The organism is Neptunicella marina (genome assembly GCF_014270035.1).
GTDB lineage: Bacteria > Pseudomonadota > Gammaproteobacteria > Enterobacterales > Alteromonadaceae > Neptunicella > Neptunicella marina.
Genome location: NZ_JACNEP010000008.1, coordinates 1 through 13,850 on the forward strand (window position 1 = coordinate 1; position 13,850 = coordinate 13,850).

16 protein-coding genes are annotated in these 13,850 nt (G+C 45.4%); 7 read left to right on the forward strand and 9 right to left on the reverse strand.

Annotation, left to right across the window (positions count from 1 at the left end):
* Positions 1 to 122 precede the first annotated feature (122 nt).
* From H8B19_RS11325 to gmk, 9 genes are all read right to left on the reverse strand, one after another.
* Entirely contained in the window at positions 123 to 596 is a 474-nt protein-coding gene (locus tag H8B19_RS11325) for a peroxiredoxin (protein WP_186507001.1), read from the reverse strand.
* A gap of 32 nt (positions 597 to 628) precedes the next feature.
* Positions 629 to 1,021: a DUF3224 domain-containing protein gene (locus H8B19_RS11330; protein ID WP_186507002.1), complete on the reverse strand. Its 393-nt coding sequence runs from the start codon at positions 1,019 to 1,021 to the stop codon at positions 629 to 631.
* 70 nt (positions 1,022 to 1,091) lie between these two features.
* Positions 1,092 to 1,853, reverse strand: a complete 762-nt coding sequence (locus tag H8B19_RS11335; protein WP_241737587.1) for a class I SAM-dependent methyltransferase — start codon at positions 1,851 to 1,853, stop codon at positions 1,092 to 1,094.
* Entirely contained in the window at positions 1,846 to 3,921 is a 2,076-nt protein-coding gene (gene recG / locus H8B19_RS11340) for an ATP-dependent DNA helicase RecG (protein ID WP_186507004.1), read from the reverse strand. The genes H8B19_RS11335 and recG overlap by 8 nt, the downstream gene beginning before the upstream one ends.
* A gap of 7 nt (positions 3,922 to 3,928) precedes the next feature.
* Positions 3,929 to 4,561 (reverse strand): peroxiredoxin-like family protein, encoded by a 633-nt coding sequence (locus tag H8B19_RS11345; protein ID WP_186507005.1) that lies wholly within the window; start codon positions 4,559 to 4,561, stop codon positions 3,929 to 3,931.
* A gap of 92 nt (positions 4,562 to 4,653) precedes the next feature.
* Positions 4,654 to 5,034 carry a RidA family protein gene (locus tag H8B19_RS11350; protein WP_186507006.1) on the reverse strand — a complete coding sequence of 127 codons (381 nt, stop codon included), beginning with the start codon at positions 5,032 to 5,034 and terminating at the stop codon, positions 4,654 to 4,656.
* A 14-nt stretch (positions 5,035 to 5,048) separates the two neighbouring features.
* Positions 5,049 to 7,169 carry a bifunctional GTP diphosphokinase/guanosine-3',5'-bis pyrophosphate 3'-pyrophosphohydrolase gene (gene spoT, locus H8B19_RS11355; protein WP_186507007.1) on the reverse strand — a complete coding sequence of 707 codons (2,121 nt, stop codon included), beginning with the start codon at positions 7,167 to 7,169 and terminating at the stop codon, positions 5,049 to 5,051.
* A gap of 135 nt (positions 7,170 to 7,304) precedes the next feature.
* The gene (gene rpoZ / locus H8B19_RS11360; RefSeq protein WP_186507008.1) at positions 7,305 to 7,580 is read right to left on the reverse strand and encodes a DNA-directed RNA polymerase subunit omega; all 276 of its coding nucleotides are present in this window, start codon (positions 7,578 to 7,580) and stop codon (positions 7,305 to 7,307) included.
* Between the two features lie 104 nt (positions 7,581 to 7,684).
* Positions 7,685 to 8,320 (reverse strand): guanylate kinase, encoded by a 636-nt coding sequence (gmk, locus tag H8B19_RS11365; protein ID WP_422121157.1) that lies wholly within the window; start codon positions 8,318 to 8,320, stop codon positions 7,685 to 7,687.
* Positions 8,321 to 8,458: 138 nt separating this feature from the next.
* Between gmk and cyaY the strand changes: the two genes are divergently transcribed.
* From cyaY to H8B19_RS11400, 7 genes are all read left to right on the forward strand, one after another.
* Positions 8,459 to 8,782, forward strand: a complete 324-nt coding sequence (cyaY, locus tag H8B19_RS11370) for an iron donor protein CyaY (protein WP_186507010.1) — start codon at positions 8,459 to 8,461, stop codon at positions 8,780 to 8,782.
* Between the two features lies 1 nt (position 8,783).
* Positions 8,784 to 9,455: an alpha/beta hydrolase gene (locus H8B19_RS11375; protein ID WP_186507011.1), complete on the forward strand. Its 672-nt coding sequence runs from the start codon at positions 8,784 to 8,786 to the stop codon at positions 9,453 to 9,455.
* Positions 9,456 to 9,476: 21 nt separating this feature from the next.
* Entirely contained in the window at positions 9,477 to 9,866 is a 390-nt protein-coding gene (locus H8B19_RS11380; protein ID WP_186507012.1) for a DUF2914 domain-containing protein, read from the forward strand.
* 85 nt (positions 9,867 to 9,951) lie between these two features.
* On the forward strand, positions 9,952 to 10,380 hold the full coding sequence (locus H8B19_RS11385) for a MarR family winged helix-turn-helix transcriptional regulator (RefSeq protein WP_186507013.1): 429 nt from the start codon (positions 9,952 to 9,954) through the stop codon (positions 10,378 to 10,380).
* Between the two features lie 21 nt (positions 10,381 to 10,401).
* Entirely contained in the window at positions 10,402 to 11,466 is a 1,065-nt protein-coding gene (locus tag H8B19_RS11390) for an HlyD family secretion protein (protein WP_186507014.1), read from the forward strand.
* Between the two features lies 1 nt (position 11,467).
* Positions 11,468 to 12,997, forward strand: coding sequence for a DHA2 family efflux MFS transporter permease subunit (locus tag H8B19_RS11395; RefSeq protein WP_186507015.1), 1,530 nt, complete (start codon positions 11,468 to 11,470; stop codon positions 12,995 to 12,997).
* Positions 12,998 to 13,058: 61 nt separating this feature from the next.
* Entirely contained in the window at positions 13,059 to 13,835 is a 777-nt protein-coding gene (locus tag H8B19_RS11400) for an EAL domain-containing protein (protein WP_186507016.1), read from the forward strand.
* Positions 13,836 to 13,850 lie beyond the last annotated feature (15 nt).

Below are 13,850 nucleotides of genomic sequence, written 5' to 3' on the forward strand. Positions count from 1 at the left end.
CTTATCCAAGATGGGTAAAACCGAAAACAAATCGATATCCCCATAAAAAGAAAAATGCCAGTCAGCTTAACTGACTGACATTAGCCTATTGGCCGTTTTTTGTTGTCTTAATAAGTAAATTTTTAAATCAGTGACAGCATATTTTCCGCACTACTGACTTCAAAGCTTTTTGGTTTTTCAACCTGTAGTTGTTTCACAATATTATTTTCAACCAGCATGGCATATCGTTTGGAGCGAATGCCACCAAACGCACCTGTGTCAGTTTCCAGACCAATTGCTTTAGCAAAATCGCCTGCACCGTCAGCCAGCATAGTGATATGGTCAGCATTTTGCTGTTTGCCCCAGGCCTGCATCACAAAAGCGTCGTTAACGGCGACACAAATAATCTGATCGATGCCTTTATCAAAAAATTTATCAGCTAATGTGACATAGCCTGGCAAATGCGCGTTACTGCAGGTTGGGGTAAAAGCACCGGGCACGGCAAATATCAGTACTTTTTTGCCGTTGCATAATTCACGTGTAGTGGGATTAGTTATGTCATCATTTTCACGTAGTGAAAAGGTGACATCGGGTAATGTATCGCCTACTGAAATCATCGGAAACTCCTTGGTTTTCTGAGTGAATACGTTTAATCAAGCTTGTAGTTGAAATGGTAAAAATGTTTACCGTCGGCACGTTCAATTTGCATGCTGCCCGTTAATCCGGTTAGTTCTCCGGTGGCAGAATCAGGTACGACTTCAAGTATTAATCTGTCCTGACCTTTATTCATCGTGCCAAAATGTTGTAATACAAAGCTGCCTTTTTTACCGTTAAGTGAACCTGTTACCTGTTCTATTGCAACATATCCGGCAGAGCCCTGAACACGGGTCATCGCGCTTAACATTTCGCCCTGACTGCTGGCATTTAAGTCGCCATGAAAGATTTTATCGATAGACATGCGACCAAGATTAATACCATGCTGGCCTGTTGCGTAATTATCAACTGGCGCGAGTTTGACATCAAACTCTCCGGAAATTTGCATTTTTGTATCCTGAAATAACGACAAAGAATATCAGCATATCACGGCCAATTTGACGAAGATACGCTGTTATTTATTGGTTAATCAGGTAAATATCAAAGCGATTAGCTTTGCCTGCCATCTCAATTTGTGGTTTTTGTTGGTTAAGGTGAGGTGCACCAGCCGGACGTTTTACTACCACTCTTTTTGCTGCTAATGCCAGTGCGGGTGGTAGCAAAGCATCTGCATCTTCATCCGGCCCGAGTAATTGCTGGAACAGGCGCATTTCCTTTTTAACCAGTGCAGCTTTTTTACGATGCGGAAACATAGGGTCAAGGTAAACTACGTCAGGATTATCACCTTGCCATTGCTGCATAACCATCACCGCAGTGCCGGTTAACAATTGCATATGTTGTGGCAACCAATGCATTAAATCAGGATGACTGGCTGCTCGCTGCAATCCGTCGTCGAGTAAGGCGGCGACCACATTACTGCGTTCAATCATTTTAACCTGACAACCCAGGCTGGCCAGGACAAATGCGTCACGGCCTAAACCCGCGGTGCAATCCAAAATACTCGGGCGTTGAGATGTTTTAATGCCCACCGCTTTGGCCACGGCTTCTTTTTTACCACCACCATGTTGTCTGCGATAGTTCATGGCATCACTGGCAAAATCCACCTGTACAGCTCCGGTTTTAGGTTCATCCAGTTGCTTTAAACTCAGGCCATTGCCATCCAATAATAACGCCAGGCCTCTTTGTAAATCATCTTGTATAGATAGCTGCCAGCGCTGTGCCAATTGCTGGCCTTGTTCTTTCAACGCGCTATCGGGAATGAGTAATGGAAAATCAGGCATTTCCATAATCCTCGCGATGCGCCAGCCAGCGATTAATAATCGCCTGAGCATGCGACGGGTACTGATGCCACAAATGCTCAGCCATACTGTTTACCTGCGGGATCAATTCGGCATCCCGCACTAAATCGGCGATTTTTAAATCGGCTAGTCCGGTTTGTTTGGTTCCGAGCAGTTCACCCGGTCCGCGAATTTCCAAATCGCGTTGGGCGATGTAAAAACCGTCGTTACTTTCACGTAAGACTGCAAGGCGTTTGTTGGCTGTTTTAGACAACGGATGTTGATACATTAGTACACAATGGCTTTCTACCGAACCTCGCCCTACCCGTCCACGTAACTGGTGTAACTGTGCCAGTCCCAGTCGCTCCGGATTTTCAATGATCATTAAACTGGCATTGGGTACGTCCACGCCCACTTCAATTACGGTTGTGGCGACCAGTAGATCGAGTTCTGCATCTTTAAATTGTTGCATTAACAGTTGCTTTTCTGCCGGTTTTAAACGACCATGTACCAGACCTACTTTTAACTCGGGCAAGGCGGTATTAAGTGCAATTGCAGTATCTTCTGCGGCCTGACATTGCAGTACTTCCGATTCTTCAATCAGGGTGCAAACCCAGTAGATCTGGCGTTTTTCAGTTGTAGCGGCTTGTCTGACTCTTTCAATAATTTCAGCGCGACGACTATCGGGTACCACTACGGTTTTAACCGGTGTTCTGCCTGGTGGCAGTTCATCGATAATTGACGTGTCCAAATCAGCATAGGCTGTCATGGCCAGCGTGCGTGGAATAGGCGTTGCAGTCATAATTAACTGGTGTGGGTAATAACCTTGTTGCTGGCCTTTTTCACGTAATGCTAACCGTTGATGTACACCAAAGCGGTGTTGTTCATCGACAATTACCAGTGCCAGATTATGAAACTGTACCTGCTCCTGGAAAATAGCATGAGTGCCGACCAGCATTTGAATCTTGCCGTTTTGCAATTCATCCAGCACCGCCTGACGTGCTTTGCCTTTGAGTTTGCCCGCCAGCCATCCCAGTTTTATGCCCAGCGGTTCCATCCACTGATTAAAGTTATTGGCGTGTTGTTCGGCTAACAGTTCGGTTGGTGCCATCAGGGCAACCTGATATCCCTGCGCCAGCGTGGACAGCGCAGCCAATGCAGCTACTAATGTTTTACCGGAGCCAACATCACCTTGTACCAGCCGCATCATGGGTCGTGCATTTTGCATATCACGCTGAATGTCGGTTACCACGCGTTTTTGTGCATCGGTAGGACTAAACGGCAGGTTATCAAGGAACTGGCCGATAAATTCATTGGCAACGGGTATCGCAACAGCCTGGTGCTGATCACTTTGCCGACGTACTTTTAATACGCTTAGATGATGCGCCAGCAACTCTTCTATCACCAATCGTTGCTGGGCTGGATGTTTGCCTTCTTCCAGCTTGGAAAGGGCCACGTCAGGTGGTGGCCGGTGTACCAGCTTTAATGCATCAGGCAAGCTGATTTGTTGGCTATACAGGCCTTCTGGCAATAGCTCGGTTAAGCCATGTTTGTTTAAAAATATCAGCGCCTGCTCGGTCAGGTTACGCAGGCTAATTTGTTTTAGTCCTTCGGTGGTTGGATAAACCGGCGTTAGCGATTCTTCCATTTCTTCATCGGAGTCGGACTGATGCAATTTATATTCAGGGTGCATCATCTCCAGTCCGAATTTGCCTGCGCGAATTTCACCAAAGCAACGTACGGTTTTACCTATCTCCAGATTATTGCGCTGGGCAGCGGTAAAGTGGAAAAAACGCAGACTAATGGTGCCGGTGCCATCGCTAACACGCACCACCAGCATTCTGCTACGACCATAACTGATATCCACAGCCATAATCTCAGCTTCAACCGTGGCGTGAATTCCCGGCATTAAATCCGCGATGGGATAAATACGGGTACGATCTTCGTAACGATTGGGTAGGTGAAATAACAGGTCTTGTACTGTAACCAGCCCTAACTTTTTAAGCTTTTCGGCAACTTTACTGCCAACGCCTTTTAATTGGGTAAGCGGAGTTTGGGCTGGTGATTGCATTCCATGATTAGTGTACGGCTAAAACCTTGGCTGCATCATATAACAATTGTGCTGGCAGTCGCACCCGGAAGTTCGGATTTACGTAGTTAAATTGCACCAGACCCTGCTGATCAACGATGTAAACTGCGGGAACAGGCAAAGCAACACGGCTGGTGCCCTCTATATCCATAAATTCGACACCGACTTTATCGCGATAATATTCAGAGGTTTTTTCGTCAAGCAAAAAGGCAATGCCCATTTTGCGTATTGCATCCAAGGAGGAATCAGATAATAACGTCAGGTTAAATTGCTGCTTGGTTTGTTGCGCTTTCAGGCGCTCAGGGGAATCAGGTGATATGGCCAGAATCTGATAACCCAGATCGGTTAGTTTAGATTCTATTTCTTTCAGACCCGCCAGCTGTGCATTACAGTAAGGACACCAACCGCCGCGATAAAACACCATAATAGTGGGTTTTTTACTGATCAGCTGTTTGAGTTGTAGCGTATCATTCTGCAAATTCTTAACCGTGATATCCGGCAGAGTCTGACCATTGAGTAGTGGGGTGACTTCTGCAGACTTATTGGCGATCTCACTGCGATCGAATGCCAATGTGAAAAAAGAAGGAAGGATAAGTAACAGACTAACAAGGAGTTTTTTCATGGTATTCCTAATTCAGAGTAATGTGTTCTGATAGACCATGAAAAGGTGAGGCTGATTTCACCTTACAGCGAAATCAGCCAAAATAAATATGATTAAAGCTCCATTACGCCATCGATTTCAATTTGCACGGCTTTAGGTAAAGCGCTGATTTGAATGGCTGCCCGGGCTGGATAAGGTTGCTCGAAATACTGACTCATAATTTCATTTACCGTGGCAAAATTACTCAGGTCAGTCATAAAGATATTTACCTTAGCCATGTCATTTAAACCGCCTCCGGCCGCTTCACAGACAGCGCGCAAATTTTTAAACACCTGATGAGTTTGCTCGGCGAAGTTCTGTGAAATCACTTCCATGGTTTCCGGTACTAAAGGAATTTGTCCGGATAAGTATACGGTATTTCCACTTTTTACTGCTTGGGAATAAGTACCAATCGCCTTGGGTGCTTTGTCGGTATTGATAACAGTTTTTGCCATGATAATTCCTTGGGTTAGTGGCTGGGGCGGGACTGACTATGACGCGATACTCTTTGTACTTCGGGCATTACCCTAATCTTACGCATAATGTTGGCAAGATGTATGCGGTTATGGATAGTCAGTTCCATATCAATGTAATAAACGTTGCTTTCTTTTTCTTCGGTCTGCATCGACACAATATTCGAGTCACTGGTAACCACAGCATTGGTCAGGCGCGCTAAGGTGCCTTGTCGGTTAATCAATTCAACTCGCAGGGCGGCTTTAAATTCACCCACCGGATCACTATCCCAGTGCATTTCCAGCAGACGATTGGGTTCTTCACGGCTAATGCGTGCAATATTTCGACAACCGGTTTGGTGAATTACCATGCCTTTACCCGGGCTTAGCAGGGCAATAACTTCATCGCCTGGCACCGGATGACAGCATCGGGCATAAGACACCAGCAAACCCTCAGTTCCTTTTATCGCAACTCGACGTCCGCCGGTTGAAATTTCTTCTTCGGTTTCACCAATCAGGCGGCGTGCGATGATGGCGCTCATTTCGTTACCAAGGCCAATATCTGCCAAAAGCGCATTGAAGGTGTTGTGTTTGGTCTCTTTAACAACCCGTTCGATATCACAGAGCGGTATGGTTTCCAGTTTGGTGTTGCCAAGTGCATGACGTAATAAACGGGTTCCCATGTTAATCGCTTCTTCCGAGCGCTGTTTTTTCAGATACTGACGAATATAGGAACGGGCTTTGGCACTCACGACAAAATTCAGCCAGTTGGCGTTGGGTTTTGCGCGTGGTGAGGTGATAATCTCAATCGACTGCCCGGTTTCAAGCGGTTTACTTAACGACCAGGGACGTCGGTTGGCGCGAACACCAACACAGGAGTTGCCTACATCTGAATGCACCGCATAAGCAAAATCGACCGCCGTGGCTCCCATGGGTAATTCGATAATGCGGCCATCAGGGGTGAAGACATAAATTTCGTCTGGGAATAGCTCAGACTTAACGTTTTCGATAAATTCCACTGACGAACTGGCGCTTTGCTGTAATTCTATAATGGTATTCATCCATTTACGCGCACGAACCTGAGCTGTGGTGCCTTTTTCTTCACCTGGTTGTTTATACATCCAGTGCGCGGCAACACCTTTGTCAGCCATATGATCCATTTCTTCGGTGCGGATTTGGATCTCAATCGGGATCCCGTGTGGGCCAACCAGTGACGTATGCAACGATTGATAACCATTGGTGCGTGGGATAGCGACATAATCTTTAAAGCGACCTTCGATTGGCTTGTACAGACCATGCATGGCGCCTAAAGCACGATAACAATTGTCATTTGATTCCACTACTACCCTGAAGGCGTAAATATCCATGACTTCATGGAAATTCAGCTCTTTGTTTTTCATTTTACGATAGATGGAATACAGGTGTTTTTCACGACCGGATACATGGGCCTGAATACTGACTTCTTCGAGGCGGCTGCAAATTTCGTGATAAATATTATCAATAATTTCTTTACGGTTACCACGCGCCTGTTTTACTGCACCACCTAATGCGCGATAACGCATGGGATACATGGCTTTAAAACCTAAGTCTTCCAGTTCATTTTTGATGTCATGAATACCCAGGCGGTGGGCAATTGGCGCATAAATTTCCAGCGTTTCGAGCGCAATACGGCGGCGTTTTTCCGCACGTAATGCACCCAACGTACGCATGTTATGGGTGCGATCGGCCAGTTTGATCAGGATCACCCGAATATCCTGCACCATGGCCATAATCATTTTGCGGAAGTTTTCGACCTGGGCTTCTTTCTGGCTGCCAAATTGCAGTTTATCCAGTTTAGATACCCCTTCCACCAGTTCAGCTACGGTTTCGCCAAACTGCTCGGCCAGATCGCTTTTAGTCAGCTCGGTGTCTTCGATAACGTCATGCAGTATTGCGGCAACCAGCGTTTCGTAATCGAGTCGCATATCCGCGAGAATGCCAGCGACGGCAATCGGGTGAGTAATATAGGGATCACCACTGCTGCGCATCTGGCCTTCGTGTGCATCCTTACCCACACGAAAAGCACGTTGCACATCCGCAACCTGTTCCAGCGGTAAGTATTCACTAATCTTGTTTTTCAGGCCTTCAAACAGATACACAAATCAACAACTAACGGTAAGTGACGATATTTTAAAGGATACGTTTAATTGTGGGTGTTGCCAACGGCAGATATGCCACTGGCAACCGGTTTTTTTCAATTCGCAGAGACGAAATGATCAGAAAATATGAGAAGCTTACTGCTGTTCTGACAAAATGCTGGCTACAGCACTGAAATCCGCTTCATCCTGAACGCGTTGATCGTCCATTTCGTCCTGTTCCAGTGTTTTAGCATTAACCAGACCGGCTTCGATTTCACGCAGTGCAACCACGGTTGGCTTGTCATTGCCCATATCCACTTTAGGATCTTTACCTTCAGTTGCGATTTGACGGGCGCGGCGTGCAGCTACCAGGATCAAATCAAAACGATTACCAATTTTATCAATAGCGGTTTCAACTGTTACTCGAGCCATTTAAATCTCCGTCTGGGTCTTGTGGTTGAAAAAAGGTTGCATAGTTTACTCAGTAATCAATTCTAATACCAGAGATTAATGCAACCTAAAGGCTTTGTAGCCTGTTATTTTTGCAATAAATTTTTAAAAAGTTGCTGATGTTTTGCACTTTGTTGGGTTTGCAAACAACGTTGTGCCAGCACGATATGTTCCAGCTCACTCAGCGCCTGTTCAAAATCATCGTTAACAATAATGTAATCAAACTCGTTAAAATGTTCTATTTCTGAGCGGGCCGCGGCCATGCGCTGTTCTATCACTTCCTCGGAATCCTGACCACGTCCGGTCAGGCGTTTACGCAGCGTTTCCTGCGAGGGAGGAGCGATAAAAATGCTATGGGTTTGTGGTAACGCTTTTTTGACTTGTCTGGCGCCCTGCCAGTCAATATCAAGGAATACATCGATACCTTGTTGCAGCGTTTGCTCTATGACAATTTTGGATGTGCCATAAAAGTTACCGAATACTTCTGCCCATTCAAACAGGTTTCCAGCTTCAATTTGTTGTTGAAACTGATCTTTACTAACAAAGTGATAATGCACGCCATCTTGTTCACCGGGGCGCATATTGCGGGTAGTGGTGGATACCGACACCTGCATGCTGCCATCGTTGTACTTTGCCAATAAGGCTTTAATTAAGCTGGACTTCCCGCCGCCTGATGGGGCGGCCAAAATAAACAAATTGCCCGGTGCCTGACTCATTTTCATTGTACCCAAAATAAAATTGGCGCGATGTTACCATAATCACCTGTTTTTGAATATTTAGCCTAAAAGTCACAACAATGCTTGCTATGCGCTTTAATTTTCCTGACCATTAGGTTATCTGAACAACAGCACGGTTATACAATGCAAGAATCCGAATACCATCAAATGGTCGACGACCTGTTACTGGTGATTGAAGAATCGTTAGATGAATGCCCGGTTGATATTGATTATGAATCAGCAGGCGGCATCCTGACGCTTATTTTTGAAAATGGCAGTAAAATCATCCTGAATAAACAGGCACCCTTATTACAGTTGTGGGTAGCAACCAAATTTAATGGTCATCATTTTAACTATCAGGACGGTCAATGGATTGACGAGCGCACCGGTGTTGAATTCTGGACGTTTCTGGATGAAGCCGCCAGCAAACAAGCGGGCAAAGCTGTCACCTTAAGCCAGGGCGCGTAATATGTCACAAACCGAATTTGATGCCGTAGTGGTAGAGTCAGCGCTGCCTGCAAAAAACTGTGTGATATGGCTACATGGACTGGGAGATTCAGGTCAGGGGTTCGCGCCTATTGTGCCTGAACTTAATTTACCCAATGAGCTGGCCGTTAAATTTATTTTCCCTAACGCGCCCGTGCGCCCCGTAACCATTAATAATGGTTACGAAATGCGCGCCTGGTACGACATTAAGTCGCTGCAACTGGAAAGTCGTGCTGATGCTCAGGGGGTATTGCAATCCAGCGCACATATCCAGCAATTGATTGAACAACAAATAACGCAAGGTATCACCGCTGAGAATATTGTGTTGGCTGGATTTTCTCAAGGTGGTGTGATCACCCTGCATCTGGCGCCGCGATTACCCTACAAACTAGCGGGTGTGCTGGCGTTATCCACTTATATGGCTGAACCTAAAATGCTATCCACACAAAAACATAATGCCAATCAAAACACACCTATACTTATGTGCCATGGCAGTATGGATGATGTTGTGCCATTAGAATATGGTCGTAAAGCCTATCAAACACTGTCTGAAAGTGGTTATCAGGTTAAATGGCAGGAATATGCAATGGGGCATAGTTTATGTCAGCAGCAAATTGCGTTTATCCGTAATTGGTTACTTGAGGTTTTGTCATAACACTTTAATCAGGGGATCCCGATGAAAAATATACTGATGATTTTACTGATGTTGTTTTCTTTGCAAGCTTCTGCACAAAGTCAGATCCCCCGCACTCAACTTACTTCAGCTATTGTAAATCGAGAACCTGTTGACGACCTGGCCAATCAGGTTGAGGTTGGTCAGGATATCGTCACTGTTTACTTTTATAATCAAACCCGCAACTTAAAAGGCCAGCAGTTGCTTCATCGCTGGTTTTATCAAGGTGAGCTAAAGGCGGAAGTATCACTTAATATTGGCAGCGATTACTGGCGTACCTATTCAAGTAAACGTATTCGTCCAGACTGGTCAGGGCAATGGCAAGTACAGGTTGTACTCAATAATGGGGTGGTTGCCAGTCATAACTTTTCGGTAGTTAACAGCGACACCTAACTCTCTTTGTGAACTTTTTTGATCATTGACTGGTCATCACTTATAAATATAATAACGTATACTTATTATATGGTGTGTAGATGATATGCAAGAGCATGAAAATTCTCTGGGCTTTTTAATCGCCGATGTTTCCCGGTTAATGCGACGCGCGTTTCAGCGAAAACTGGAAGGCAGTGATCTCACAATGGCTCAGGCTAAAGCGCTGGTGTTTGTATCGCGGCATGAAGGTGTGCGTCAGGTGGATTTAGCCGATTATCTGGAATTGCAACCTATGACGTTAGTGCGATTAATTGACGGTTTGCAAAAACAAGGCCTGGTGGAACGCCGCGCCAATCCCAGTGACAGACGTGCTTACGATATTTATCTCACCCCCCAGGCTGAGCCACAGCTAGCGCAAATAAAGCAAGTGGCTGAAGAAATAAAGGCATTTGCCTTTAGCGAGCTCGATAGTCAGCAAACCGAGCAATTTATAAGCGCATTAACCAATGCGCGTCAGAAACTCAATCAGATTTAAATGCGTGGAGTGTTAGGTTAAATGAGCGGTGAACAACAAGCACAAAGTCAACAACCAGCAAAAAAATCCTCAGTTAAACGCTGGATTTTGATGCTGGTTGTGCCAGCCATTGGATTATTGGCTGCGGGATATATTTATCTCAGGGACGGACGCTATGTGGACACGGATAATGCCTATGTGAAAGCAGATAAAGTACAGGTTAGCGCGGAGGTAGCTGGTACGGTCAGGCAAGTATTGGTGGAAGAAAACCAGCAAGTTGCCGCCGGCCAGCTGCTATTTAAACTCGATGCAAAACCATTTGAGGTGGCGGTAAACAAAGCGCAATCACATGTTGCTCAGGTAACAACAGATCTGGATGCATTAAAAGCCAGTTATCAGGAAAAGCTGGCGGAAATTTCGCTGGCAAAAAGTCAGTATGCTTATCAGATCAAAGAACAGAACCGCATTGAAGGTTTGCTGAAAAAGGATTACATCTCACCTGCAAATTTCGATGATGCAAAACAAAATACAGAACTGGCGAAGTTGAAACTTGAAGCAGCCAACAAAGACTTACAACGTATTGCGGTGAGCTTAGGTGGTAGCGTGGACTTACCCGTTGAGCAACATCCCAATTATCTGGCAGCTCTGGCTGAACTGGACGAAGCCAAACTGGATTTAGCGCGTACTGAAGTACATGCCTCAATGTCGGGTATGGTGCGTATTCCTCCTAAACCTGGTCAATATCTTAATGCGGGTCAAACCTCGATGACCTTAGTGGTGACTGATTATTTATGGGTTGAAGCCAATTATACCGAAACAGACCTAACCCATGTTAGCCCCGGACAACAGGTGACTATTCATATCGATACCTATCCGGATGACATCTGGCAGGGCACAGTCGAAAGTTTAAGCCCGGCAACCAGTGCGGAATTTTCGGTATTGCCCGCACAAAACGCCACAGGCAACTGGGTCAAAATTGCCCAGCGTGTGCCGGTTAAAATCAAAATTAAAGCAAATACTCACTTACCTAAGCTGCGCGCAGGATTAAGCGCAATTACTCAAATAGACACAGGATTTAAGCGTCAGCTGTTTGGTTACAGCCTGTAATATGAGTACGCAAACCATTTCAGGTGCTGCCGGTCTGGAAAAAAGCGGCGAGCACCGGGGCTTAATTACCTTATCGGTAATGTTAACCACCATAATGCAGGCGCTCGATACCACCATAGCTAATGTGGCGTTGCCACATATGCAGGGTTCAATGGGCGCAACTCAGGATCAGATTGCCTGGGTACTTACTTCTTATATTGTGGCGGCGGCGATCTGTATGCCGCTGACCGGTTTTTTATCGGCACGTTTCGGGCGCAAGCGTTTATTTTTATGGTCGGTGGTCGGATTTACCTTAACCTCCATGTTATGTGGTGCCGCGCAAAGCCTTGAGCAAATTGTTATTTTTCGTCTGTTACAAGGCGTGTTTGGCGCATCGTTAGTGCCCTTATCCCAGTCGGTTTTACTCGATACCTATCCAAAAGAAAAACATGCCTCGGCGATGGCAATGTGGGGTGTGGGCGTGATGCTTGGCCCTATTCTTGGACCTTCGTTGGGTGGCTGGTTAACGGAATACTACAACTGGCGCTGGGTGTTTTATATCAATCTGCCATTTGGTCTGCTGGCCTGGTTTGGGTTGATGGCCTATGTAAAAGAAACGCCGATCGATAACAACCGCCGCTTTGATTATCTGGGTTTTGGTTTGTTGAGTCTGGCAATTGGTGCATTGCAGATGATGCTGGATCGTGGTCACACGCTTGACTGGTTTAATAGTATGGAAGTGGTGATTGAATGTGGGCTGGCTGCGCTGTGTTTTTATCTGTTTATTGCGCATATGTTCACCTCAAAGAACCCTTTTATTGAGCCGGGCATTTTTAAAGACCGCAATTTTAGTGTCGGACTGTTATTTATATTTGTGGTGGGCATCATTCTGTTGGCGACCATGGCGTTACTTCCGCCCTTTATGCAAAACCTGATGGGTTATCCGGTCATTGATGTAGGCATGATTTTAGCGCCTCGTGGCTTTGGCACCATGGCTGCAATGATGACGGTCGGTAAACTGGCGGGCAAAGTCGATGTACGCTGGAACATTTTACTGGGCCTGATCCTGACCAGCTTTTCGTTATGGGAGATGACCTTGTTTACCGCAGATAGCACTGCATCTGACATTATTCGTACTGGTGTGGTTCAGGGTCTGGGTTTAGGTTTTATTTTTGTGCCTCTGTCCACCCTTTCCTTTGCAACGTTAAATCCTAAGTACCGCAATGAAGGAACGGCGCTGTTTAGTCTGATGCGTAACATTGGCAGTAGTATTGGTATTTCCGTGGTGATGACTTATTTTGCCCAGAAAACTCAGGCTAATCATGCAGCCTTTGCAGGATTTATGTCGATTGATAATCAGGCATTAACTCAGGCGACAGAAATCGGTGCACTGAATATCTCGAGCATGGCTGGATTGGAGCAATTGAATAATATGGTAACGCGCGAAGCGGCGGTTATGGCCTATTTACAGGATTTCCGTCTGATGATGTATGTCACCCTGATAGCCATACCTATGTTGTTGTTATTTAAGCTTAATAAAAAGCCTGGTTAAGTTTTTAGTTAATTTGCTTTGCGCTATAGTGGATAAAACATTTTCTAAAAATGAGTAAAACATGCAAAAGCCCTGTGATTTTTCAGAACTAAGTTGTCAACAATGTCGCAACGGAGAGTCTCTGGGGTTTGATTTTTCGATGGCATTTCAGCCAATTATCGATATTCAAAACCGTTCGGTTTTTGCCTATGAAGCCTTGGTTCGAGGTGTAAAAGGTGAATCAGCCTATTCGATACTTAGTCAGGTAAATGAGTCTAACCGTTATCGGTTTGATCAAACCTGTCGGGTGAAGGCTATTTCACTTGCAGCTCAACTGGGTATCGATTGTTTTGTCAGTATCAATTTTTTGCCTAATGCGGTGTATAAACCGGAGTTGTGTATTCGCACTACCTTAAAAGCAGCAAAGGAATACAATTTTCCGGTTGAACGTATCCTGTTTGAGTTGATTGAAGATGAGCGCATTGTGGATATGCCGCACCTGAAAAATATCATAGAGGCCTATCAGCAAATGGGGTTTCTTACTGCGCTGGATGATTTTGGCTCAGTGCACTCCGGATTAAACTTGCTGGCTAACTTTCACCCTGATCTGCTCAAACTGGATATTGAATTAATACGGGATATTGATAGTAATCCGGTTAAGCAATCCATTGTTAAACATATGGCCGCTTTGTGCAGTGAGCTGAAAATCCGGTTACTTGCCGAAGGGGTGGAAACTGAACAGGAATTTGCCTTTTTAAAACAAGCCGGTGTGGTCTATATGCAAGGTTATTACATAGCGCGTCCCGGTTTTGAAATGCTGCCAGCAATTAACCCTGCGGTTTTTGATCAACCGCAGTAAAATCACACAAGCCTG